This window comes from Neobacillus sp. DFD-2R (genome assembly GCF_057747865.1).
Genome location: NZ_CM173228.1, coordinates 3,957,829 through 3,983,834 on the forward strand (window position 1 = coordinate 3,957,829; position 26,006 = coordinate 3,983,834).

Below are 26,006 nucleotides of genomic sequence, written 5' to 3' on the forward strand. Positions count from 1 at the left end.
CACTTGCATTCCTCCTTCATTTAATAAGGGATTAAGCTAAACTACAATATGTAAACATTTTTCTTTATATCTTTTCCATTGTAATATAACCCTATTCTTACTATAATTTGCCAAGCTTGTTCAATACAAGTGATTTCACCTTTTTAACCCCTTGTTTTTAATAAAAAACAAAAAAGAACCCCAGTATTTTTGAAATACGAGGGTTCTATTACTTTGATTACGGTCTAGCTCCAGCGTTTGTGAAGTCTGACCAAGGCGCTTCCGCTTTTCTACTTTAGCGGCTTCCCTTGATATAATGTACTCCATCTGCCTTAGGAGCTTCAGCACGGCCGATAAATCCAGTTAACGCTAAGATCGTTAAGACATAAGGTGCGATTAACAAATACACACTCGGAATGGTCTTTAATAAAGGTAAACTTGATCCAATGATACTAATACTTTGAGCAAAACCAAAAAATAATGCTGCACCCATTGCTCCAAGTGGATGCCATTTACCGAAAATCATCGCGGCTAATGCCATAAAGCCCTGACCGCTAATAGTTGCATGGCTGAAGTTTGAGGAGATTGCTTCCGCGTAAACTCCACCGCCAATTCCTCCAAGTGCTCCCGAAATAATAACCCCTAAATAACGCATCTTTGTTACGTTAATTCCCATTGTATCAGCTGCCATAGGATGTTCACCAACAGAACGAAGACGCAGACCAAATGGAGTTTTATAAATAATATACCATGCAATTATGGCAACGATAATGGCTAAATAAGAAACCCAGTACGTATTTTGGAAAAACACCTTTCCAAAAAAAGGTATATCCTTTAAAACAGGTATATCAATTTTATTGAAACCTTTTTGGATGATATCTGTTTCACCTTTATTATAGATGAATTTCACTAAGAACAAGGTTAATCCGGAGGCTAAGAGGTTGATTGCTACCCCTGATACTGTATGATCGGCTCGGAAAGTAATCGAAGCAACTGCATGTAAAATAGAAAATATCGCCCCGGCTAACATAGCAACAAACAAAGATACCCAAGGGGTTGCATCTCCAAAAGTATTCACAAATGTTAAGTTAAAAACAATCGAAGTAAATGCTCCAATCCACATTAAACCTTCCAGTCCAATATTTACAACACCGGAACGTTCAGAGAATACACCGCCTAATGCAGTGAAAACAAGTGGAGCTGCCCAAAGTAAAGTTGAAGGAATGATGATCATTAATACCTGCATTAAGCTCACTTATTTCGCCTCCTTTTTACTAATGCGCTCAAGAAACCAGCGAATAATATAACTTGATGCCACAAAGAAAACAATTAAAGCAATAATAATATCAACAAGTTCATTTGGAACACCTGCTTGAAGAGGCATGTTTAATGCCCCTACTTCCAAGGCACCAAATAATATGGCTGAAAAAAATACGCCGATAGCACTATTTGCACCTAGTAATGCAACAGCAATCCCGTTAAAACCAACACCGGTAAAGGAGCTTTTCATTGCAATATACCCAAAAGTTCCTAACCCTTCCATTGCTCCTGCCAACCCTGCAAACGCACCGGAGATGACCATAGACAAAATGATATTCTTGTTAACGCTCATCCCGGCATAATGGGCAGCATCCTGATTATATCCTACTGCACGCAATTCAAACCCTCTTGTCGTTTTCTCTAAAAGAAACCACATGATGAAACAGCATATAACAGCAAGAAGAATTCCCCAGTGTAACCGTGAAAATTGCGTTAAACTTTGAAGCCAAGGAGAAGCAAGCGATGCTGAATCAGGAATATTCGGCGTTCTTTCTTTTCCATTGGTAATAACATGTTGAATCATATAATTGGAAAAATGAAGAGCAATGTAATTCATCATAATCGTTACAATAACTTCATGAACACGGAATCGTGCTTTTAATAAACCCGGAATATAGGCCCAAAGTGCACCGGCTACGATAGAAGCCAGTATCGCTAGCGGTAAGTGGATTATTTTCGGAAGATGAAATGCCAGTCCGACCCAAACCGAAGCAAGCCAGCCAACAATAAATTGACCTTCAACCCCAATATTAAACAGCCCCACTCTAAATGCAAAGGCAACAGCTAGACCGGCTAAAATATAAGGAGTAACCTGGCGTATTACTTCACCAAGATAATAGGAACTTCCGAATGCTCCACCCCATAATGCCCCAAAAGCATCAGCGGCATTGTAGCCTGTGGCTACCATAATGATTGTTCCTACTATTATACCGAGCAATAAGGCAATAAGAGGTGTTAAAATATTACGAGAGCGTTTAGACATGTGTTCCTTCCCCCGCTTCTTTTCTATTCGAGCCCGCCATTAACAATCCAAGTTCCTGCTCAGTCGTTTCCCTTGGATTCACAACAGCCACAATTTTCCCTTCATATATAACAGCAATTCGATCACTGACATTCATGATCTCATCTAATTCAAACGACACTAGTAGAACAGCTTTGCCTTTATCTCGCTGCTCAATCAACCGTCTGTGAATAAACTCAATAGCACCTACATCTAAACCGCGTGTCGGCTGTGCAGCAATAAGCAAGTCCGGGTCACGGTCAACCTCACGCCCGATAATAGCTTTTTGTTGATTTCCCCCTGACAATGCACGTGCTAATGTATATTCACTAGGTGTACGAACGTCAAATTCTGTAATTAATTTTTTCGCTTTACTATAAATCTCTTTGAAATTTAAAATACCACTTTTTGAAAACGGTTTCTTATAGTAGGTTTGTAAAACCATGTTCTCTCCAATTGGATAATTCAAAACTAATCCATGCTTATGACGGTCTTGCGGAATATGACCTATCCCGGATTCCGTGATTTTCCGTGGAGAAAATCCTAATAATTCTTTGCTATTTACCTTTATACTGCCGCTTTCAGCCTTCCTTAAACCGGTAATTGCTTCAATTAATTCGGATTGACCATTTCCATCAACACCGGCAATCCCTACAATCTCGCCAGCTCTAATGGATAGATCAAGCCCATCGACCACTGTAACACCGCGGGAATCTTTAACCACCAAGTCTTTTACTTCAAGCACATCCTGTTTAGGATTTGCTGCCGTTTTTTCAGTCTTAAACACAACTTCACGGCCGACCATTAAGTTCGCAAGCTCATTAGGGTTAGTCTCGCTGATATTAACAGTTCCAATCCCTTTACCTTTTCGAATAACTGTACATCTGTCAGCCACTTCCATAATTTCTTTCAGTTTATGGGTAATAAGGATTATCGACTTTCCTTCTTTAATAAGCGTTTTCATAATTTGCATAAGCTCTATAATTTCCTGCGGTGTTAATACTGCTGATGGTTCGTCAAAAATTAAAATTTCTGCACCACGGTAAAGTGTTTTTAAGATCTCAACACGCTGTTGCATACCAACGCCTATATCCGATATTTTTGCCTGCGGGTCAACAGCTAATCCATAACGTTCCGAAATTTCGCGAACTTCTTTTTCAGCTTTTCTCAGATTGATTCGTCCGCCTGAAGTAATTTCTTTACCAAGGATTATATTTTCTGTAACAGTAAATTTATCTACAAGCATAAAATGCTGATGGACCATCCCAATTCCCAGTTCATTCGCAATATTTGGGTTAGAGATTTTTACAGGTTTCCCTTTAACACGTATTTCTCCCTGCTCAGGCTGATATAATCCGAAAAGAACATTCATCAATGTAGATTTTCCTGCACCGTTTTCCCCGAGCAAAGCATGGATTTCACCTTTTTTCACTTGAAGAGTGATGTTATCATTCGCAACAAAACCGCCAAATTCTTTGCGGATATTAAGCATCTCAATTACATATTCCATCTTTTCTCACTTCCTTTACTAAGATATAAAAAGTAAATTCATTAGTAGTAAGAGGTCAGACCTTTAAAAATTTTTAAAAAACAGGGATCTTCTCCCCACTAAAGTCCTAAGTGAAGGGTAGAAGAATTCTACACTTCAATTAAGATTTTATCATTTAATTGATGTGCGGGCTTTAAGTGCCCGCACATCCTCACCAAACCTCTAAAAAGTCATTACCATTATTTTGCGCTGAAAGTTTTCAATTCAGCACGAGTAGCCGGAATTTTTAATGAACCGGATTTAATTTTTCCTGACCAGTCACTAACAGCTTTTTCGATATCTGCCTTATTCGTAACATCCGGATTGATTGGTGCCAGTCCAACACCATCTTCAGCTAAGCCATATACAGTTGTTTTTCCACCAGGGAAATTACCATTTTTCGCTTTAGTTGAAAGGTCTTTTACAGCGTTATCCACACGTTTCATTGAAGATGTAATTACAACATTTGTTTGTTTACCGCCAGCAGTTACAACACCCTCAGGGCTTTGGTCGGAGTCAACTCCAATTGCCCAAATAGCTTGATCCGGGTTTTTAGACTTACGGTCACGTGCTTCTTTAAATAAACCGTTACCAGTTGCACCGGCAGCTGCGAAAATAACATCATCACCGGAAGAGTACATTCTTGAAGCAATTGCTTGGCCCTTTGCAGCATCAGTGAAGCTCGCAGCATATTGAATATCTACAGTTGCATTTGGATTAGCTGCTTTTACCCCGGCCACGAAACCAGCCTCAAAGCGCTCAATAACTGCACTTTCCATTCCGCCAATAAAACCAATTTTATTCGATTTTGTCGTCATTCCGGCAGCAATACCCGCTAAGAATGAACCTTCATTTTCTTTAAAAAGAACACTTGCAACATTTGGTTCTTTTACTTCAGCGTCAATAATCGCAAAATGGCTCTTCGGCTGTTGTTTTGCAATCTTATCAACATCATTTTGCATCATAAAACCAATACCATATACTAAATTAAAGCCTTGACGAGCTAGTGTGTTTAGGTTAGTTGCATAGTCAGCATCAGATTGAGATTGAAGGTAATCAAATCCGCCTTTACCTTTTTGCATGTTGTTTTCTTTACCGAATTCCTGAAGTCCTTTCCAGGCAGATTGGTTAAAGGATTTGTCATCAATACCGCCAACATCCGTTACCATTCCCACAGAAAACGTATTACCTTTGTTTCCACCAGTTGTATTATTCTTAGTATTGTCAGTAGTTTTCCCACAAGCACCTAAAAGTGTTCCGGCAGCTAGGACAAGCGATAACACCATACCAATTTTACGCTTTTTCAAGGAATTGTACCCCCTAATGATCGTTTGTTTGATTTAGTAGTAATGAAATTTTCAACAAAATTGTTTCCGTTTTCATAATCACAAAAAAAAATTAGACTCTTTTTCGCAAAACACGAAAACTAAACTTATCTGCTTTAAAATAGTTTACCGAAAAAAGAATTGGTTCATCCATTTCATCGAAATGCATTTGCTTTAAAACAAGTAATGCGGTTTCCGGGTCACATTCCAGAATTGGGGAAATTTTCTCATGGTAACCAATGGGTTCTATTTGAGCAACTGCGTATGTAATCCGTCGGTTTGCCTCATCTTCTAAAATACTGAAGATTGATTTTTCCCCGTGGAAAAATGTTTCAGGCAAAATTTGTTTAGGAACTTTGTCGACACAATAAACAACTGGTTCCCCATTTGCAGTTCTAACCCGCTCCATGACTACAATTTCCTCATCTATAGAACATGAGAAACGACGAATATCCTCTTCGGTTGGCCCATGTGTTGATGAACTTAGAAAAATGGTTCCTGGTTGCATCCCAACTTCCAATATCATATCAGTGACACTATTAAGTTGTTCAATACCTGAAGTAAACAGTGGCTTAGAGTTAACAAAAGTGCCGACACCATGTCGCCTGATGATAACATTTTCCTCTTCAAGAATGCGCAGTGCCTCTCGAAGTGTAGCTCTGCTTACACCCAGATGTTTTGCAAGATCGAATTCAGAGGGTAATTTCTCTTTTTCTTTATATATCCCTTGTTCAATATCTTGCTTTAACCGATCGATTACTTGTAAATATAGATGTCGGTTATCTGACTTAATTGACATGCAGTTTCCTCCAGCCTTTTTCTAAGACATCAGACATCTGATGTATTATCATTCCTACTAATCGAAATTAATATAACACTTTTTTTCGGATAAATAAATAGGAATTAAAAATTTTGTCGAAAAAAGCTATACAGATATAAATTGTCATAGTTTCTTATGTTTTTATCCAAGAAATCTGCTATAATTTTATAATTTAAATCGCTTTGAAGGGATAATATAGAAAATATATAGGTATTCTTTAATCCTCATAAAGCTTTATTCATCAATACTAGGGTATGGAATTTCCCCGAAATTATAATAAAAAAAGAGCCATTCGGCTCTTTTTTTATTATAATTAATTAGCTTCTTCTTTAGGCTTAGATTGTAATACTGCACGAGGCTTACTCCCTTCATAGGGGCCAACGACACCCCGTGCCTCCATTTCATCGATGAGTCGTGCAGCTCTTGTATAACCAATTCGAAATCTTCTCTGTAACATTGAAACAGAAGCTGTCTGCATGTCCACTATTAAATCAACAGCTTCCTCATATAAATCATCATCAACTGCACCTTTGGCTTCAGGAATATCATCAGGGATCATTTCTTCTTGGTATTGTGCCTTTTGCTGTGAAATAACAAAATTTACAGTGTCCTCTACCTCTTCGTCTGACAAAAAGGCTCCTTGAACACGGATTGGTTTTGACTCTCCTACAGGCAGAAATAGCATATCACCCCTACCAAGAAGCTTTTCAGCGCCTCCCATATCCAAAATCGTCCTTGAATCTGTTGCACTGGAAACTGCAAAGGCAATCCTTGAAGGGATATTTGCCTTAATAACTCCTGTAATTACATCAACTGATGGACGCTGCGTTGCAATGATTAGATGGATTCCTGCTGCACGTGCCATCTGTGCAAGTCTGGTAATTGAATCTTCAACATCTGAAGAAGCCACCATCATTAAGTCTGCTAACTCATCAACGATTACCACGATATATGGCAATAACGGCTGCTTTTCATTTTCTTCCATATTATGCCGTCTAACGTGATCGTTATATCCTTCAATATTACGAGTTCCTGTGTAAGAGAATAATTCATATCTCCTTTCCATCTCACTAACTACCTTCTTTAATGCCTGGGATGCTTTTTTTGCATCGGTTACTACAGGCGCAAGTAAATGAGGAATTCCATTATATACATTTAATTCAACCATTTTCGGATCAATCATCATTAATTTTACTTCATGGGGTTTTGCACGCATTAGGACGCTTGTGATAATTCCATTAATACAAACACTTTTTCCACTTCCTGTTGCACCGGCAACGAGTAAGTGAGGCATTTTATTCAGTTCTGCCAAGACAGCTTCGCCGGTAATATCCCTTCCTAAACCGATTAATAACTTTGCGTCCGGCTTATCATTTTGGGTAGCATCTAATACTTCACGAAGTGAAACCATCGCAACCTCAGAATTCGGTACTTCAATCCCAATTGCTGATTTACCGGGGATCGGTGCCTCAATTCGAATATCTTTTGCGGCAAGTGCCAAAGCCAGATCATCACTTAAGCTGACAATCTTACTAACCTTTACACCCACATCAGGGTGAACCTCGTATTTAGTAACCGCAGGCCCTAAATGTACTTGGGTAACCCTCGCTTTCACACCAAAGCTTTGAAATGTCCTTTCAAGCTTTGCAGCATTCGCATGAATCAGTTCATATTCACCGCTTTGATCTGTTTTCTTCGGAAGCTTTAATAATTTTAATGGCGGCAATTCATAAGCGATATTTTCTACTTCCGTAAAGGTAATTGGCGGAGTTATTTCTTCGTCGTCGTCTTCCGGAACCCTTTCGTGATTATTAATCTCTTCGTGCTGCTGACTACTAACAGAAGGTTCATCTGAATACGCACGATCAGCAAAACTTGAGATAATTGGTTCCGGTGTACTGTTTGCTTCCGATATTGGGGCTTCAGGAACATTTATTTCCGGACGGCTTCTTGTTGTGCGATTCTCACGAGCTTGCTGCTGGCGTACGCTTTTTTCAGCACGACGATCCTCCTGTTTTTGCCTCCAATCCGCCATATCAGATTTAAAGGCTCCCCATTGATCTTTAGAAAAACTGAAAATGGAGGTCAGAATTTTTCCGATAAAATCTCCAAATGATCTCCCTGTAATTAAGATAAAGCCAATTATGATGAAAATAAAAGCAATAATTTTCGTTCCTGTATCTGCAAAAAGATAATGGAATAGGGCAAATAAAACTGCTCCAATCATTCCACCGCCAAGATCAGTTGTGCTTGTTTCACCTCGAACCTCCATCATAAATATTTCCCACGTATTACGAATAACACTTGGATCTTTAAATTTCCCGCCGTTTGTTAACAATTGAAAAAAAGTTAAATGACTGAGAAGTAACATCGATGAAATTATAAAATAACAGCCGATTAATCTTGGATGAAAGAAAAAAGGGATTTCCCGCTTCCACATTAAATAAATACTTAATATAAGAAGCCCAATTAAACTAATCATGTACCATTCGCCCATCCAAAATCGAAAAAATAATACAGTTACTTTTCCAACAGCACCTAATTTTGCCATTGAAATAATCGTTAAAGCTAGCAGAGCAATTGCTGTTAATTCATATTGCACAGTCCGTTTTAGTTGAATGTCTCGTTTTTTTGTTTGTCTTCTCTTTTTTTTTGCCATGTAATCACCTTGAATGCATAATGTTTTATCATTTTATATCCAAATATTTCATTTCACAAATAGGATGTTGAAAAAATGGAGAAAGCAGCCTTTATGGCTGCTTTAGTTTTCTCATTTAATTATACCATAATTTACTACGAGAAGGCGGACAATCCACCATGGTCACTAAAAGAAATTTTTGTTCCCGGACTAACCCGCTCATCCAAAAAATGCTGAGGATCACTACTCAGGACACGGATTATTTGAACATTTTGTTGATCTATTAACTCAACTAAAAGCGGAATACCTTGGTAGGTTACGGTTTGTTGTTTAGTAACCGAATCTGTTTCAATAGGAAAAATAAGTTCTTGCGGCATCATCGTATAAAGAATCATTGAATCAGCCCCTCATTTCTTTCTTTTTGTAAATCAATCATTTCATTTAATTTTTTCATCGCAGGGCCCAGCCCGCCTACTTCATCAATTAATCCGCTTTTTACGGCATCCACGCCAATTACATTCGTCCCAATATCTCTGGTTAAATTCCCTTTTGCAAACATTAAGTCTTTAAACGTCTCTTCTGTAATTTTTGAATGCTTTGTAACAAAGTTGACAACCCGCTCCTGCATTTTATCCAAATATTCAAAGGTCTGTGGAACTCCAATCACAAGTCCTGTTAAGCGAATTGGATGAATGGTCATCGTTGCTGTTTCAGCAATAAACGAATAATCACAAGACACGGCAATAGGGACACCGATAGAATGGCCTCCTCCTAATACAATCGATACAGTCGGTTTTGATATTGAGGCTATCATTTCAGAAATGGCAAGTCCTGCTTCGACATCTCCTCCAACCGTATTTAATATAATAAGAACTCCTTCAATTTTGGGATTTTGTTCAATCGCAACAAGCTGTGGCAGTAAATGCTCATATTTTGTCGTTTTATTTTGCGGCGGCAAGGCTAAATGTCCTTCAATTTGGCCTATAATGGTCAAACAATGTATACTTGAATCTGCTGAAAGCTGTGGCACATTTGTTTGGCCAAGCTGCTGTATTTTTTCTATTAAAGTGGAGGAAGGTTTTTCTTCTTTTTGCGGATCTTGACCTTCTTGATTTTCAGATTCAATTTTTTGTAAATCTTTATCCATCCTAATACTCCCTTCAAGCATGATATTTTTAGTATTGCTTTATGAGATAAAAACATGCTTGAATATTTTGCATAATAAAAAGGCACTGATCAGTGCCTTTTATTTTAACTTATTACTATACTTCCATTATGATTGGAAGAATCATGGGTCTTCTTTTTGTCTTTTCAAATAAATTACGATTTAATTCATCTCTTATTTCTTGCTTTAAGCTTGCCCATTCAAATGACTCTTTTGATATATTCCTTTCAACGATATCTCGGACTAATTTAGTTGAATCATCCATTAATTTTTCTGATTCACGGACATAAACAAACCCTCTTGAGATAATTTCCGGTCCCGCTGCAATTTTTTTCTCTTGCTTTGTTAAAGTTACAACGACGATTAGGATTCCGTCCTGCGATAGAAGCCTGCGGTCACGTAAAACAATATTCCCGACATCTCCCACACCAATTCCATCAATTAGGATATTTCCTGATGGAACTTTACTGCCTGGAGTCAATTTTCCATCTTTGAACTCAATCATTTCTCCACGGTCAGGGATATAGATCTGTGCATCTGAAAGACCACATTCTATTGCTAATTTTCGATGTGCTTTTAACATCCGATATTCCCCATGAACCGGAATAAAAAACTTCGGATTCATTAAGTTAATCATAAATTTTAATTCTTCTTGACTGCCATGACTAGATACATGGATGGTTCTTTTTCCGGAGATAACGTTTGCACCTGCTCTAAATAACATATCTACTGTTTTATATAAATATACTTCACTGCCCCTAAGTGGTGAAGCAGCAATTAATACGGTATCGCCCGGTTGAATATTTACAAGCTTTGCTGTTTGTTTAGCCATTTTCTGCAGACCTTCAATCGGCTCTCCCTGGCTTCCTGTCATTAAAACGCAAATTTCTTTATCTTGATACTCTTTAATCTCTTTTATCGGAATAATTAAATCTTCTTCAACTTCCAAATACCCTAAATCTAGAGCAATATGATAGATACGTTCAAGACTTTTCCCAACAACTGCGACTTTACGGCCGTTCTCTTTTGCGGCATCAAAAATATGCTGAATCCTGTTAATATCCGAAGCAAAGCAAGCAGCAATAATTCTTCCGGATGCATTGTAAAAAGCGTTCGACATTTCTCGTTCGACAATTGCTTCAGATGTTGTATATCCGGGCTTTTCAGCTTCTGTACTATCGGACATGAGGCATAATACCCCTTTTTCTCCGATTGCTGCCATTTTTCCGATTTCCGGTTTATAAAGTTTCGTTGCGGCTTGATCAAATTTAAAGTCACCGGTATAGACAATAATTCCTTCAGAGGTATGGACACAAACACCTACTGAATCGGGAATGCTATGATTAGTTCTAAAAAAGCTTACTTCAACAGATTCCATATCAATAATTGATTCTGAATCCACTTCTATAAAATTCGTTTTACCATTATAATCTTGTTCTCTCAGTTTTGCTTGAGCAAGGGCAAGGGTTAGTTTTGTTCCGTAAACCGGAACATCAACTTGTCTTAACAAATACGATAGTGCTCCAATATGGTCCTCATGACCATGTGATAAGAAAACTGCTTTTACTCTTTCTTTGTTTTCTTTTAAGTAAGTTAGATCAGGAATCACGATATCAATTCCCAGCATTTCTTCCTCGGGGAACATTAAACCGGCATCGATAACGAAGATATCCTTGTCCACTTCAACAAGATACATATTTTTTCCGATTTCTCCAATACCACCAAGTGCAATCACCTTAATGGAATCATTTTTTCTCTTTGTCAATGTTAGAATCCTCCTTGTTGATATAGCCCGATCGAAATCAGTTATGATTATTATACTTGATATTTGAAAATCATTACAACCAATATTAGTTAAATTATCCATGGGGTATGTACTAGAGTAAGAAAAAACCAACCGAAGCTGCTTCGATTGGCTTTTTCAACTTATTTTTTATTTAGGAGAGTCGTGAGAGTCGTACGTTCTTGTTCAGTTAATCCAACAAGGGGCAACCTAACTGAACCAACATCCAAGCCATTCACTTGTAATGCCGTTTTAACAGGGGCCGGACTTGGCGCCGCAAATAACCCTTGCATTATCGGCAAAAGCTGTTGATGCAATTTTGCAGACTTTTTAATATCACCCTCAAAAAAAGCTTTGACCATTTCCTGCATTTCATTTCCAATTACATGCGAAGCAACAGAGACAACCCCGGCACCGCCAATGGATAGGACAGGAATTGTCAATCCATCATCACCGCTGTACAAAAGAAAATCTTCGTCTGTATTCGCAATGATATGTGTCATAGCGCTTAAGTCTCCACTTGCTTCTTTTATTGCAGTAATATTCGGGATCTTCGCAAGACGAATCACCGTCTCAGGTTGAATTGTAACAACTGACCGACCTGGAATGTTATAAACCATTACAGGAAGAGAAGTTGCTTCCGCAACAGCTTTAAAGTGTTGATACAAACCTTCCTGATTTGGTTTATTGTAATAAGGGGCTACCACCATGATAGCGTCCACACCTAATTGTTCCGCTTTTTTAGTCAATTCAATTGATGCATAAGTATTATTGCTGCCCGTACCTGCTACTATCGGAATCCTTTTGTCAACAACCTTTACAACATGAGCAAATAATGCGAGCTTTTCTTCCTTTGATAATGTGGGTGATTCACCTGTTGTACCTGCAATCACAAGAGAATCCGTTCCATTTTCAATTAAATAATTGACTAATTGAGTAGTTTTTGCAAAATCAATATGCCCTTTTTTATCAAAAGGGGTAACCATCGCCGTGGACACACGACCAAAATTAACCATTTTAATACTCCTTCCCGTTCCTATGGTTTACACCGATAATGAATGCCCTTTAACCAATCTAATGGACTCAATATCGATTTTACCAAATCTTAAAAAAACGTCTGATTAAAATCAATCGACTCTTCTTCTAATTGAAAGGCGTCATGAAGGGCATTAACGGATTTAACTAAATCTTCTTGTTTTACAAGTACCCATATAGTGGTATGGCTGTCAGCCGATTGCAGAATCCGAATTCCCTGATCCGATAATGCAGAAACAATTTTAGATGTTACGCCCGGGACACCTGCAATACCTGCACCAACAACAGAAACCTTTGCGCAATTTCGCTCGACTACAGGGTCATGACCCAATTCATTTAAGACAGAAATGGCTCTGTCCGTCATTTCATCAGTAACAGTGTAAATAACACCATTTGGAGAAATATTAATAAAATCAACGCTGATATTTTCATTTGCCATTGCTTTAAATACTTCAGCCTGCAAATAGTACTGATCTTTTTTGGCAAATACCTTAATTTGTGTCACATTTGAAACATGAGCAATACCGGTCACAATTCGTTCTTTTATATCACTGCCGCGATTATCTTTATTAAGTGTTGTGACAAGCGTTCCTAAATTATCTGAATAGGTTGAGCGAATTCTAATCGGCACTTTTGCCTGCATAGCAATTTCGACCGCTCTGGGATGAATGACTTTTGCTCCCTGATAGGCCATATTGCAGACTTCGGTATAGGTAACCACAGATAATGGTCTTGCATTTTCAGCTATTCTGGGATCAGCTGTCATAATTCCTTCGACATCGGTAAATATGTCAATCCATTCAGCATTAAGCGCTGCGCCAAGAGCTGCTGCAGATGTATCACTTCCACCACGGCCAATAGTGGTTATATCACCATTTTTTGCAGCCCCCTGAAAGCCGGCAACAACCACAACATCAACATGCTCCAGTTCTCTAAGCAGACGTTCACATTTCATTTCAATAATTTTTGCATTTGTATGGTCACTATTTGTCCGGAACCCTGCTTGTGCACCTGTTAAGGCAACGGCGTTAATTCCGCTATCTAATAACATATTCGCAAATACAACACTCGAAATTGTTTCACCGCATGATAAAAGAAGATCATGTTCCCTTTTGCTGATTTTACTTAAATTACCGCCGACTAAAGAAAGAAGGGTGTCAGTTGCATACGAATCGCCCTTTCTCCCCATCGCCGATACAACTACAACTACTTTATATCCTTCAGCTAATGCTTTTTCAATATGAGTTTGAGCATGTTTCCTGCTTTTTTCATCTTTGACAGAAGTCCCGCCAAATTTTTGAACAATAATTTTCATGGTGACACCAAAACCTGCCTTTTTGATGCGAATCTTTATTTTTCTTTAACTAATCCAAGACTAATTAATCTTTCAGCAATCTGTACAGAATTCCATGCTGCTCCTTTGAGTAAGTTGTCTGAGACCACCCACATATGGAACCCGTGATCTTCATCAAGATCTTTTCGAATTCTTCCAACAAAAACATCATTGCTGCCAACACAATTTGCCGGCATTGGGTACAATTGATTTTCCGGATCATCTTGAAGGACAACACCTGGAGCATCCATTAATAATGCTTTAATTTCCTGTGCACTAACTCCTTCTGCTTCCACTTCAAAATATACAGATTCAGAATGGCCTACCGCAACAGGAAGGCGAACGCACGTTGCCGAAACTTGTAATTCGGGTAAATGCATAATTTTTTTCGTTTCATTGATCATTTTCATTTCTTCATAAGTAAAACCATTTTCTTGGAACTTATCAATTTGCGGAATGGCATTAAAGGCAATTTGGTAATGGTTCTTGTCTGATTTAACAGGTAACACCTTTGGCTCATATGGTTCATTATTTAAAATCGCCTGTGCTTGTTCGTTTAATTCCTGTACTGCCGCCGCACCTGAACCGGAAACTGCTTGATAGGTTGAGACAATTACCTTTTTTAATCCGAATTTTTGACGAATCGGTTCTAATGCGACAACCATTTGAATGGTAGAGCAATTTGGATTCGCAATAATTCCATTGTGCTGATGTAAATCGTTTTCGTTAACCTCCGGCACAACAAGAGGAGTATTTATATCCATACGAAAAGCACTAGTGTTGTCTACAACAATGGCACCGCGTTTAACTGCCTCGGGACCAAGCTCTTTAGAGACGTCGCCACCAGCGCTGAATAAAGCAATATCGACTCCTTCAAAGCTCTCCGGTTTTGCTTCTTGAACAGTATATTCTTTACCATTAACTTCAATTTTTTTCCCTGCTGAACGTGCTGACGACAATAGGGATAATTGCTTGATTGGAAAATTTTCCTTAACTAAAGTTTGGATCATTTGTTGTCCGACTGCTCCAGTTGCTCCTACAACAGCAACATGAAATCCTTTTTGACTCATTTCTAGTACCCCTTTCAATCCTTATCTATAGTTACATTGCTGGTCATTTCATTTCAAATGATACTTGCTTTTGTGCCAGCTATGCTTTAATAAATTATCTCATCAACGGGATAAAGCACCCCGCTGATGAATGATTAATTTATTTTAACATATTACTTGAAAGAAATAACCTTTTTTGACGAAAGGGTAAAGATTTAGTCGCCGTCACGATACCTTTCTACAAGCACCGGCTGAATTTGCTTACCAAGTATTGCTGCTTCAACGGTTTCAGAAAGCAATGTCATTCTTGCCACCATTGAATTTGGTTTTTTAATAGGATCGTCCTGCCCATATGGAATAAAATAAATATTTTTTGTGGCCATTAGCTTCATTAAATTGACGCCGTTTAAACCTAGTGCATCATTGGTGGAAATTCCAAGAACAACCGGCTTTAAGTTTCTTAAAGTTGCTTTTGCCGCCATCAGTACGGGACTATCGTTCATCGCATTAGCAAATTTACTCATTGATACACCCGTAAGTGGAGCAATTACCATGCAATCCAGCGGAATCTTTGGACCTAAAGGCTCTGCTTTAACGATTGAATCAATCACTTTATTTCCTGTTAGGTCCTCAATTCTTTGAATCCAATCTTCACCTTTACCAAAACGGGTCTCTGTATTTTTTACCGTGAAAGTTACCACAGGCATAACCTCTGCCCCTGCTTGCACAAGTTTTTCAATCTCTGGAAAAACAGCATCATACGTACAATGCGACCCTGTTAATCCAAAGCCAATTCTCTTACCTTTTAAACTCATTTCACTTTCCCCTTTCGGTTTATCAGGTCATCATGGAGTAATTGTGTAAGAACATCCGCTAGAATTTGCCCGGCTGTTTTTGGAGCAACAATCCCCGGTAAACTCGGAGCTAGTAAAGCCTTAATGCCCCGTTTTTCAGCATATCTGAAATCAGTTCCGCCTGGTTTTGAGGCAATATCAATAACGAGCGTATGTGCCGGTAACTTTGAAATTACTGCTGCACTTACAATTGGATATGGAATCGTGTTGATTAAAATATCCGTCCCTGTTACTTCTTTCTCGATATTGCTTAGATGAAATGGAGTTACACCCATTTCAGTTATTCTTGCAAGATGTTCACTTTTCCTAGCTCCGACTTTTACTTTTGCACCAAGAGCATGAAAAGCTCTCGCTGTACTCATTCCACACCTTCCTAATCCCAGAACGGTGATATTAGAACCATGGATAGTAAAGTCTGTATGCTGTATGGCCATCATGATTGTGCCTTCAACTGTAGGAATAGAATTATAGATAGCGACATCATCCCTAGAAAAAAGCTGGATAAGTGTTCTTTTTGACTGCTTAATAATTTCATTTAAGAATGTATTGCTAATTCCTGAATAAATCGAGCAATGTTCAGGGGTTTTTGAAAGTATTTCCGCAGATAAAACCACTTTCTCATTCGAGAAAATAGTCTCTACCTGACCTTCTAAATTTGTGCCAGCTACCGGCAATATAAGAGCGTCAATATTCGAAAAATCAACCTCATCCAACTTTTCCTTAACAGCACCGGTGAAGGCATGGTCAAGCTGTTCGAAACCAATTAGCGATAGTCGGGCATCTAATTCGGTTAACTTCCGGATAATTTCCAGCTGTCTGGCATCTCCACCAATAACGGCTATCTGCATCCCTGTCAGCATGAAAACATTCACCTTCTTTTTAAAAAATCCAAACAGGAAATCATTTCTTCTTTATCACTTCAACATCTTATGTAAGTAACCATGATTCGGTGAGTTTTCCACCAATAGTTCTATAAAAAAAGCCCAAAGCAAGGATTCCTTTGCTTGGGCTTTTCTTAAATATTCATTTTCCACTCTCTATTCCACTTCAGGGACATCAACAATAATCATGTCAGAGCCAATTTTTTTTATATGCTGCCAGGGAACTCTGATTTCTCCTCCTTGTTTCTTTAAACCAAACCATTTTAATGAAGGAATTAGCAATGCCTGAATTTGCCCCGTCCCTTCATTTATTTCAAGATCTGTTTGGCCAAGAACTCCGAGGCGTTCCGCTTTTTTCACATCAACAATCTCTTTCCCGCTTAATTCACTAAGACGCATAACATAATCTCCCTTCCCGACCCTTTTTCTACTAGTTTATAAAAGGACGTCCAAAATTAGACTAAAAAAAACAGTTCGAGTACGAACTGTCAGGCTGTCGAAAAACCTTCGGCAGCCTCTTGTTTATTTATTCGCTTTAACAATTCACCGCGTTAATTTGTTATAATATTATTGGTATATAGGCTTTTAAACAGGTCTGTTGATTGGCGCTCCAGGCACTTCGCTTTCCGCGGGCGTGCCGGGGAGCCTCCTCGTCGCTTCGCTCCTGCGGGGTCTCCCCTGCCCCGTACTCCCGCAGGAGTCTTGTGCCTTCCGCGCCAATCAACAGAGTGTTTTCAATAAAGACCTCCAACTAAACTAATAAATAATTAAAATAAGTGGTGAAATCAATATTTAAGCCAAAAGAGTCTAGCCAAAGTGAATTTGAATTTGTATCTATTGATGAATTGGTACCTGATGACCATCTTCTTCGTTTAATTGATAAATATATTGATTTTTCGTTTCTTCTTGAAAAGATCCGTCCTTATTACAGCGATGATAATGGACGCCCTACTGATCCCTTTATTCTTTTTAAAATGATGTTTATTGGTTATATTTACGGCATTCGTTCTGAACGTCAACTAGAAAGGGAAATAAGAACAAACGTTGCCTACCGCTGGTTTTTAGGTCTGAAATTCAAGGACCCAGTACCTCATCACTCTACGATTAGCTGGAATCGTCAACACCGGTACAACGCAAGTATGGAAAATTTCTTTGGCCATTTAAAATCGGAAGTAATGTATCTTAATTCATTTAAAACAGAAGAAGAGGTCATTGAAGCAATCAACAGATATATCTATTTTTATAATAACGAGCGTTATCAGAAAAAATTAAACAACCTTAGCCCCGTTGAGTACAGAAATGCCAAGGTTGCTTAGAAGACATATGGATTACATTGTCTCCTTCTTCAGCTTACTGCCTATTCAGTTAATTGAGGGGGTGCTGTCAAGCGCTTTCCTTGACAGTGGCCCCTCAATTAACTACCCTGTAAGCTGCTGAAGAAGAGTGTGTTTATTTTACTACTGTCTACTTGACAGGGATATGTTCATAGCAAGGTTAGAAAACGTGTGTTGCAATACTTTAGGTTGATTTCCCTCCCTGTTGATTGGAGCGGAGGGCACTCGACTCCTGCGGGATAGAGAGGTCACTGGAGACCCCGCAGGCGCCAAAGCGCCGAGGAGGCTTCAGGACCTCCCCGCGGAAAGCGAGTGCCCGGAGCGGAAATCAACAGGCCCATTTGCATGGACAATCAATAAATTTGGTATTTGGATTCTGACATAATAAAAAAACAGTTCGAGTACGAACTGTTTTTTTATTTACTTCAGGTTTTCAGGAAATTCTCCGTCAGGGCTTATTAATGTCACTGAATATTTATCAGTAAATACTGATCTTGCCATCTCATCAACACTTCGTTTAGTAACCAAATCTATTTGTTCAATTATTTCATCCAATGAACGGTGGCGTTTTAATAGAAGTTCGTTCTTACCGTTACGGCTCATTCGGCTGTTTGTGCTTTCTAAGCTCAACATTAAGCTTCCCTTCAATTGTTCCTTACTGTTTGTAAGTTCTTTTTCAGTTATTCCATCTTGCTTTAATTTATCGAGTGTTTCTTGAATCGTTTCAAATAATACATTCAGCTGCTTTGCACCTGTTCCGCCATAGACTGTAACAATCCCACTATCCTGATAGGCTGAATGATAGGAGAAAACAGAATAGGCTAAGCCCCTTTGTTCACGGACTTCTTGGAATAATCTGCTGCTCATACTTCCGCCTAAAATATTGTTTAAGGTAATTAAGCTATAGACGTCTTCATGCCCAACCTTTAAACCTTCAAAACCGATACATAAATGAGCCTGCTCCGTTTCCTTTTTCCGTGAAATACGGTTGGAATGGAAAACAGGAATATTTTCAAGTGGTTGTTTATTCCCACCCTCATAGTTACCGAAATATTTCTCAACTTCTTGAATAAAGGATTCAGAAATATTTCCCGCAATTGAAATCACGACATTTTCAGGAGTGTATCTTTCATGAATATATTCCTTAAGCGTTTCTCCTGAAAACGTGCTAAGTGTTTCTTCTGTCCCAAGAATAGGGTATCCAAGCGGATGATCCTCATAAACAGCCCTGCTCAATAAATCATGGACAATATCATCCGGTGTGTCTTCATACATTTTGATTTCTTCCAGAACAACATTTCTTTCCTTATTTAATTCTTCTTCGACAAAAGTTGAATTAAAGAACATATCAGCTAAAACATCTAACGCAAATTGAGAATGAGTATCAAGCACCTTTGCATAATAGCATGTATACTCCTTTGAAGTAAAGGCATTTACTTGACCACCTATGCTATCAAACGATTCCGCTATTTCCTTTGCCGATCTGGTAGTGGTGCCCTTAAAAAACATATGCTCGAGAAAATGAGAAATCCCGTTATTTTGTTGATCTTCATATCTAGACCCCGTGCCTATCCAAACACCAATCGCAACAGACCGAACGGTGGGGATATGTTCCAGCACAATTCTTACTCCATTTTGGCATGTATATTTATTTATCATCTAATTCCTCCTAACGATGGACAATACTATTTCGGTTCCAGTTTATAATTTAATCACCTTAGGATTATATTCTCCCATTATTTCAAAATTCTCTCTTCATTCATTAGTTCCGTAACCGTGACTATTTTTAAATTCTTTTGTTCTATCAATGTGATTAAACGGTCAAGAGCTTTTGCCGTTGAGGCAGTAGGATGCATAAGTACCATCGAACCATTGCCTATTTTAGAAATGACACGGTTGATTATTGTTTCCGGAGAAGGTTTTTGCCAGTCTACCGTATCGACAGTCCACATAACCGTCCCCATTTTTAATTCGTCAGCAACTTTAACTGTTTCCTCACGGTAACTGCCGCTTGGAGGAGCAAACCATGTGCATTTTACTTTAGTCGCTGCTTCGATTACTTCATTCGTTTTAATTATTTCCATTCTTGCCTGGTCTGCAGTTAGTCTCTTCATATCCGGATGTGAGTATGAATGGTTTCCAATCTCATGACCGCTGCTAGCAATCATTTTCGCAAGCTCCGGGTTTTTCTTGACCCAATTCCCTTCAAGAAAAAAACTAGTTGTTATGTGGTGCCTTTTTAGGGTTGCAAGCATATCTGATAAATACTCATTCCCCCATGCCACATTTATAATGAAGCTGACCATCGGTTTTTCAGGATGGCCTTTGTAAATTGGTGAAGCCGGTAAATCCTCAAGGTGAACCTTTGGTTTGGTTTGAGTAAAAACCAGTTTTTTTTCATCAAATTTTCCAATTTTTTTCATATTTTTAAATGAGGCTGAAATATCAACTTTAAGTCCATTATATCCTGGAATAGCCTTCCAAACCGGATCTATTTTTGCATCAGATGGCGGGATTTCGTATGTAGAAGCATTTTTAATAATACTTTGATATAGAGGGTCTGCCTGATTTGCCACTGATATTGATGAAACCTTTAAAGATTCCACATATGGATTCACAATGGGATTGTTGACCGTGAACCATGCAGCCAAACAAATAAACATAAATAAACTTACCTTTTTCATCGACCGTTCCCCCTTCCATAAACATTATGTTTAGGAAGGACAAGGTAGAACGAATCAGAGAACCATTGCATGGAAAAAGTCAGGGTTCCCCCTGACTTGCCTATTTCTCCGGCACAAGTCCGGTTTTGTACTTTAACGGTTTTCTTCAGCCTTTTCACGCTGTTCTTTTAAAATTGCTTTGCGTGAAAGGTTTACACGGCCTTGCTTATCAATTTCCGTTACTTTTACTAAAATTTCATCACCAATTGAAATTACATCTTCCACTTTTCCAACGCGTTCTTCGGCTAGCTCTGAAATATGAACAAGACCATCTTTACCTGCAAAGATTTCAACAAATGCACCGAATTTTTCAATCCGTTTTACCTTACCAAGATAGATTTGGCCTACTTCTACTTCCCGAACAATATCTTCGATGATTTTCTTCGCCTTTTGATTCATTTCCTGATTGGTTGAGGCAATAAAAATAGTACCATCCTGCTCGATATCAATTTTAACTCCGGTTTCTTCAATAATCTTATTGATTTGTTTTCCGCTCGGTCCAATAACATCGCGAATTTTATCCGGATTGATTGACATCGTTAAAATTTTCGGAGCAAATTGGGAGAGTTCTGTTCTCGGGTCCGAAAGGGTTGCAAGCATTGAATCTAAAATTTGCATTCTCCCAATTTTTGCTTGTTGAAGGGCTTCTTCCAATATATCACGGGATAGTCCTTCAATTTTAATATCCATTTGCAATGCTGTTACACCCTTTGAGGTTCCAGCTACTTTGAAGTCCATATCCCCAAGGTGATCTTCCATTCCTTGAATATCCGTTAATACAGTATAATGTTCCCCGGATTTTACAAGTCCCATTGCAATACCGGCTACTGGAGCTTTAATCGGTACACCGGCATCCATCATTGCAAGTGTACTTGCACAAATACTTGCCTGTGAGGTAGAACCATTTGACTCCAATACCTCTGAAACAAGCCGAATGGTATACGGAAAGTCCTTTTCATTCGGGACAATCGGCTCAAGTGCTCTTTCACCCAAGGCGCCATGGCCAATTTCCCTGCGGCCTGGTCCGCGAATTGGTCCTGTTTCCCCTACGCTAAAGGAAGGGAAGTTATAGTGATGCATGAACCGTTTCTCTTCCTCAATTCCTAAACCATCAAGGATTTGAACATCACCCATTGCACCAAGGGTACATATACTCAATGCTTGAGTCTGACCGCGTGTAAACAATCCTGAACCATGTGTCCGAGGTAAAATGTTAACCATAGAAGATAATGGACGAATCTCATCGATTTTACGGCCATCAGGACGAACCTTTTCTACAGTAATTAATCGGCGAACCTCACCTTTAACCATTTTGTCCAAAATTTGTTTTACTTGTTTTAAATCTTCATCCGTCGCTTCTTGCTCAACAAATTTAGTCAATACTTGATTTTTCACTTCTTTTATCGCATTCTCACGAGCATGCTTTTCTTGGACCTGAATTGCCTTAACCATGTCAGCTTCGCAGAATCCCCTAATTTCGGCTTCAAGCTCTTTATCAAGCTCATATAAGGTTACTTCCATTTTTTCTTTGCCAATTTCAGCAACAATTTTTTCTTGAAATTCAATTAAGCGTTTAATTTCTTCATGACCGAACATGATTGCTTCTAACATTGTCTCCTCAGGAACTTCATTCGCACCTGCTTCAACCATGTTAATCGCATCTTTTGTTCCGGCAACGGTCAAATGAATATCGCTCTTTTCAGCTTGATCCACGGTTGGATTAATAATAAACTCACCATTAATTCGGCCAACAACAACTCCGGCAATCGGACCTTCAAACGGAATGTCAGATGTACTGAGTGCCAATGACGAGCCAAACATCGCTGCCATTTCTGTAGAACAATCCTGATCCACGCTCATTACAATACTGATAACTTGTACATCATTACGAAAGCCGTCAGCAAAAAGCGGACGAATTGGACGGTCGATTAAGCGGCTGGCTAAAATCGCTTTTTCGCTTGGTCGTCCTTCACGCTTAATAAATCCGCCGGGGATTTTTCCTACAGCATATAAGCGTTCCTCATAATTTACCGTTAACGGGAAGAAATCCACATTTTTAGGTTCTTTAGAAGCGGTCGCAGTACTTAATACTACCGTATCTCCATATCGTACCAGTGCAGCACCGTTAGCTTGTTTAGCCAATTGACCAATTTCAACGGTTAACTTGCGGCCAGCCCAATTCATGGAATACTCATGTTTCGTTTGTTCCATATTTTTACCCCTCTCAATCTAACTCACTTCGGAGGATGATGCGAAAAAAGAAATATTTCGCTGTTATCATCTTTATTTAACAAATATAAAAAAAGCCAAAAAGACTTGATGTTATCAATACAAATGTATTTATAGTATGCACAAAAAATTGCGTCTTAAAAATATGTATAGAAGATTCTCAAATTTTTTTAAACCTAACAAAAAAGCGGGAAAAAATCCCGCTTCTGAAGACTATCGACGAAGACCTAACTTATTGATTAACTCACGGTAACGTTGAACATCTTTGTTACGTAGGTAAGTTAAAAGATTACGACGTTTACCAACCATTTTCAACAGACCGCGACGTGAGTGGTGGTCCTTTTTATGAGTACGTAAGTGCTCATTCAAATTGTTGATTGATTCAGTAAGGACAGCGATTTGAACTTCTGCAGATCCAGTGTCGCTTTCATGAGTTTTGTACTCATTGATAATTTCGTTTTTACGTTCTTGTGTGATTGCCATCCTGGTTCACCTCCTAAATATGAATCCCCTGTTACTGAGCAAGCGTCGGTGACTCGACTTGCCAAGCAAAGGTTAATTTATAATACGTTAATAAGGATACAATGTTTTGCGTCAAAATGCAAGCTAAAACCTTACCATTTATGGAAGAAAGACTTTATTTTACAATCATTAACAAAAAAATTGGCGATTTCTAACAAAGTAATCGATTGCATTCTGTTTATCCTTTTCGATTTGGGAAACGAGTTCTTCAATACCGGAAAATTTTTGTTCTCTTCGTAAATAAAGATGCCATTCGACCATAACGTTCTTTCCATAAATATCTTGATTGAATTGAAATAAGTGAACTTCAACAGATGGTCTTAAAGCCGGCTGATTAAATGTTGGTTTAAAACCAATATTACAAACCCCCTGATACCAGACACCATCTATCTCCATTCTGACTGCATACACACCAAGCGGAGGAAGGATATAATCATCATTTATATCAACATTTGCAGTTGGAAAACCAATCGTCCTCCCTCGTTTATCGCCATGAATGACGATACCTGAAGTAGTATAAAATCTACCGAGTAACGCTGGCAGTTCGTCGGTTCTTCCTTCTTTTAAATATTTACGAATTTGAGTTGAACTTACTTTTTCATCGCTATTAGTATATTTCGGCACAATTGTATAAGAAAATTGCTCGCGTGAATGAAATGGGATTGTTTCCATATTTCCCTTACCCATTCGACCATAGGTAAAATCAAACCCGGCAACAACGTGTTTTACATTTAAAGCTATCACATACTGATCAATAAACTCTTGCGGCAAAAGATTCGCAAACTCTGTAGTGAAATGAATAATAAAAAGATAATCTATACCCATCTCGTTAATAATTTGAATTTTCTCTTCTAATGGTGTTATGTATTGAACATGCTTTTCGTTTTTACCTAATACCACAGATGGATGAGGGTCAAAGGTCATGACAGCACAATAAAGCCCTTTTTGTTCTGCCTGTTTTTTTGCTTCAAGAATCACTTCTTGGTGGCCTCGATGTACACCATCAAAATAGCCAAGCGCCATGGCAAGTGGCGGAAATTCATTTTTATCTAAATTAAGAGGGAAACTAAGCTTCTTTACTTCCAACTGAAACTCACCTTTTCTATACCGTACCTTTATTGTTCTTGATCATTTCGCAATACCTTAACTGGTTTGAGAAGACCCGGCTTATTTGGATGCTTTGCATAAATGGCAAGTGCAAGCCCTTCTTCTGTTTCCGCGATAATAGGTCCGTTACTAAATTTCAAATGTTCGGGTATTTGTAAAAGTGCGCCATTTTTCACTTTCTCTGCTACTGTATCATTAATCACATATTTCGGCAAATGAGAAAGAGCCGATTCCAATGGTCTTAATGCACTCGAAATGGTCCCGGCTTCCATAAGTTTTTCAATATCTTCGAAGTTAAGACAATCTTCTAAAGTGAATATTGCTGATTGAACCCTAATCAAATTTGACATATGTGCAGGATATCCGAGACGTTCGCCAATCATGACCGCCAATGTCCTAATATATGTCCCCTTGCTGCAGCTGACTCGAAATCGAAAGTGAAGTGACTCACCGGAAAATTCATTATTATCATCGAGTAGTTGAATGGAATAAATTGTTACCTTTCTGGTTGGGCGCTCTACTTCTATCCCTTTTCGGGCATACTCATAAAGGCGAATTCCTCCCACCTTAACAGCTGAATACATGGGGGGAGTTTGTTCAATTTCACCAATAAACGAATTAAGAACCTGAACGATTTCTTCTCTTGTAATGGTTCGATTCACAACTTTCTTTTCAACAACTTCACCTGATGCATCTTCTGTCGTTGTCGAGAAACCGATTGTGACTTCACCCTCATACGCTTTTCCTGCATCGGTAATATATTCTGCCACCTTAGTCGCTTTTCCAATACATATAGGAAGAACTCCAGTTACATCCGGGTCAAGTGTCCCCGTATGACCGACTTTTTTTGTCTTTAATATTTTCCGTAATTTGAAGACACAATCATGACTTGTCATCCCGGCAGGTTTAAATAATGGTAATATCCCTTCCACCTTATTCGCTCCGATCTTTTTCAAATATCAAAATATCGAAAAAAATGGATAGACAGATGTCTATCCATTTATTCTTCATCATTTTTTTCCATTGGTTTTTCATCCGTATGCAATTGATGAAGTAGATTTTCAATACGATTTCCGTAATCAATGGATTCATCGAATTCAAAGATAATTTCAGGTGTTTTGCGGAGGCGAATTCGGTGGCCAATTTCGGTTCTAATAAACCCTTTAGCTTTGGCTAAACCTTTTAATGTATTCTCCTTTTGCTCATCATCACCTAAAACAGAAATATAAACTTTAGCTTGTTGCAGATCTCCTGTTACTTGAACGTCTGTAACCGTCACAAAGCCGATCCGAGGATCCTTTATTTTTCGACCGATGATGTCACTTAGTTCTTTTTTCATTTGTTCTCCAACACGATTTGCTCTGTGGCTCATCACATTCAC

23 protein-coding genes and 1 pseudogene are annotated in these 26,006 nt (G+C 38.6%); 2 read left to right on the forward strand and 22 right to left on the reverse strand.

The window, feature by feature from the left end; genetic code table 11:
• Positions 1-274 precede the first annotated feature (274 nt).
• From AC3ANV_RS19745 to AC3ANV_RS19815, 15 genes are all read right to left on the reverse strand, one after another.
• Positions 275-1,234, reverse strand: coding sequence for an ABC transporter permease (locus tag AC3ANV_RS19745; RefSeq protein ID WP_488310377.1), 960 nt, complete (start codon positions 1,232-1,234; stop codon positions 275-277).
• Positions 1,235-2,281 (reverse strand): ABC transporter permease, encoded by a 1,047-nt coding sequence (locus tag AC3ANV_RS19750; protein ID WP_488310378.1) that lies wholly within the window; start codon positions 2,279-2,281, stop codon positions 1,235-1,237.
• The gene (locus AC3ANV_RS19755; protein WP_488310379.1) at positions 2,274-3,809 is read right to left on the reverse strand and encodes an ABC transporter ATP-binding protein; all 1,536 of its coding nucleotides are present in this window, start codon (positions 3,807-3,809) and stop codon (positions 2,274-2,276) included. The genes AC3ANV_RS19750 and AC3ANV_RS19755 overlap by 8 nt, the downstream gene beginning before the upstream one ends.
• A 218-nt stretch (positions 3,810-4,027) precedes the next feature.
• On the reverse strand, positions 4,028-5,134 hold the full coding sequence (locus tag AC3ANV_RS19760) for a BMP family lipoprotein (RefSeq protein ID WP_488310380.1): 1,107 nt from the start codon (positions 5,132-5,134) through the stop codon (positions 4,028-4,030).
• A 91-nt stretch (positions 5,135-5,225) separates the two neighbouring features.
• Entirely contained in the window at positions 5,226-5,951 is a 726-nt protein-coding gene (locus AC3ANV_RS19765; protein WP_488310381.1) for a GntR family transcriptional regulator, read from the reverse strand.
• A gap of 334 nt (positions 5,952-6,285) precedes the next feature.
• Positions 6,286-8,631 (reverse strand): DNA translocase FtsK, encoded by a 2,346-nt coding sequence (locus tag AC3ANV_RS19770; protein ID WP_488310382.1) that lies wholly within the window; start codon positions 8,629-8,631, stop codon positions 6,286-6,288.
• Between the two features lie 134 nt (positions 8,632-8,765).
• Positions 8,766-9,005 carry a YlzJ-like family protein gene (locus AC3ANV_RS19775; protein ID WP_488310383.1) on the reverse strand — a complete coding sequence of 80 codons (240 nt, stop codon included), beginning with the start codon at positions 9,003-9,005 and terminating at the stop codon, positions 8,766-8,768.
• Entirely contained in the window at positions 9,002-9,757 is a 756-nt protein-coding gene (locus AC3ANV_RS19780) for a ClpP family protease (RefSeq protein ID WP_488310384.1), read from the reverse strand. The genes AC3ANV_RS19775 and AC3ANV_RS19780 overlap by 4 nt, the downstream gene beginning before the upstream one ends.
• A gap of 115 nt (positions 9,758-9,872) precedes the next feature.
• Positions 9,873-11,540 carry a ribonuclease J gene (locus AC3ANV_RS19785; RefSeq protein ID WP_488310385.1) on the reverse strand — a complete coding sequence of 556 codons (1,668 nt, stop codon included), beginning with the start codon at positions 11,538-11,540 and terminating at the stop codon, positions 9,873-9,875.
• Positions 11,541-11,701: 161 nt separating this feature from the next.
• Positions 11,702-12,574 carry a 4-hydroxy-tetrahydrodipicolinate synthase gene (gene dapA / locus AC3ANV_RS19790; RefSeq protein ID WP_488310386.1) on the reverse strand — a complete coding sequence of 291 codons (873 nt, stop codon included), beginning with the start codon at positions 12,572-12,574 and terminating at the stop codon, positions 11,702-11,704.
• Between the two features lie 89 nt (positions 12,575-12,663).
• A complete protein-coding gene (gene dapG / locus AC3ANV_RS19795) occupies positions 12,664-13,908 on the reverse strand; it encodes an aspartate kinase (RefSeq protein WP_488310387.1) in 1,245 nt (414 codons plus the stop codon).
• A gap of 35 nt (positions 13,909-13,943) precedes the next feature.
• Positions 13,944-14,996: an aspartate-semialdehyde dehydrogenase gene (asd, locus tag AC3ANV_RS19800; protein WP_488310388.1), complete on the reverse strand. Its 1,053-nt coding sequence runs from the start codon at positions 14,994-14,996 to the stop codon at positions 13,944-13,946.
• A gap of 194 nt (positions 14,997-15,190) precedes the next feature.
• Positions 15,191-15,790, reverse strand: coding sequence for a dipicolinate synthase subunit B (gene dpaB, locus AC3ANV_RS19805; protein WP_488310389.1), 600 nt, complete (start codon positions 15,788-15,790; stop codon positions 15,191-15,193).
• Positions 15,787-16,689, reverse strand: coding sequence for a dipicolinic acid synthetase subunit A (dpaA, locus tag AC3ANV_RS19810; protein ID WP_488310390.1), 903 nt, complete (start codon positions 16,687-16,689; stop codon positions 15,787-15,789). The genes dpaB and dpaA overlap by 4 nt, the downstream gene beginning before the upstream one ends.
• Before the next feature lie 177 nt (positions 16,690-16,866).
• Positions 16,867-17,109, reverse strand: coding sequence for a YlmC/YmxH family sporulation protein (locus tag AC3ANV_RS19815; RefSeq protein ID WP_488310391.1), 243 nt, complete (start codon positions 17,107-17,109; stop codon positions 16,867-16,869).
• A gap of 389 nt (positions 17,110-17,498) precedes the next feature.
• On the opposite strand from AC3ANV_RS19815, the pseudogene AC3ANV_RS19820 reads away from it, so the two are divergent.
• Positions 17,499-17,840 (forward strand): annotated as a pseudogene (locus AC3ANV_RS19820) (transposase); the annotation flags it as partial.
• Positions 17,841-17,885: 45 nt separating this feature from the next.
• On the forward strand, positions 17,886-18,026 hold the full coding sequence (locus AC3ANV_RS19825) for an IS3 family transposase (RefSeq protein ID WP_488314282.1): 141 nt from the start codon (positions 17,886-17,888) through the stop codon (positions 18,024-18,026).
• A 438-nt stretch (positions 18,027-18,464) separates the two neighbouring features.
• On the opposite strand, the gene AC3ANV_RS19830 is transcribed toward AC3ANV_RS19825, so the two are convergent.
• From AC3ANV_RS19830 to rbfA, 7 genes are all read right to left on the reverse strand, one after another.
• On the reverse strand, positions 18,465-19,703 hold the full coding sequence (locus AC3ANV_RS19830) for a M16 family metallopeptidase (RefSeq protein WP_488310392.1): 1,239 nt from the start codon (positions 19,701-19,703) through the stop codon (positions 18,465-18,467).
• A gap of 77 nt (positions 19,704-19,780) precedes the next feature.
• Positions 19,781-20,728 (reverse strand): polysaccharide deacetylase family protein, encoded by a 948-nt coding sequence (locus AC3ANV_RS19835; protein ID WP_488310393.1) that lies wholly within the window; start codon positions 20,726-20,728, stop codon positions 19,781-19,783.
• 132 nt (positions 20,729-20,860) lie between these two features.
• Positions 20,861-22,978: a polyribonucleotide nucleotidyltransferase gene (pnp, locus tag AC3ANV_RS19840; protein WP_488310394.1), complete on the reverse strand. Its 2,118-nt coding sequence runs from the start codon at positions 22,976-22,978 to the stop codon at positions 20,861-20,863.
• Positions 22,979-23,209: 231 nt separating this feature from the next.
• Positions 23,210-23,479, reverse strand: coding sequence for a 30S ribosomal protein S15 (rpsO, locus tag AC3ANV_RS19845; RefSeq protein ID WP_307406570.1), 270 nt, complete (start codon positions 23,477-23,479; stop codon positions 23,210-23,212).
• 168 nt (positions 23,480-23,647) lie between these two features.
• Entirely contained in the window at positions 23,648-24,604 is a 957-nt protein-coding gene (gene ribF, locus AC3ANV_RS19850) for a bifunctional riboflavin kinase/FAD synthetase (RefSeq protein ID WP_488310395.1), read from the reverse strand.
• A 29-nt stretch (positions 24,605-24,633) separates the two neighbouring features.
• The gene (gene truB, locus AC3ANV_RS19855) at positions 24,634-25,557 is read right to left on the reverse strand and encodes a tRNA pseudouridine(55) synthase TruB (protein WP_488310396.1); all 924 of its coding nucleotides are present in this window, start codon (positions 25,555-25,557) and stop codon (positions 24,634-24,636) included.
• Between the two features lie 68 nt (positions 25,558-25,625).
• Entirely contained in the window at positions 25,626-25,997 is a 372-nt protein-coding gene (gene rbfA, locus AC3ANV_RS19860; RefSeq protein ID WP_488310397.1) for a 30S ribosome-binding factor RbfA, read from the reverse strand.
• Positions 25,998-26,006: the final 9 nt, after the last annotated feature.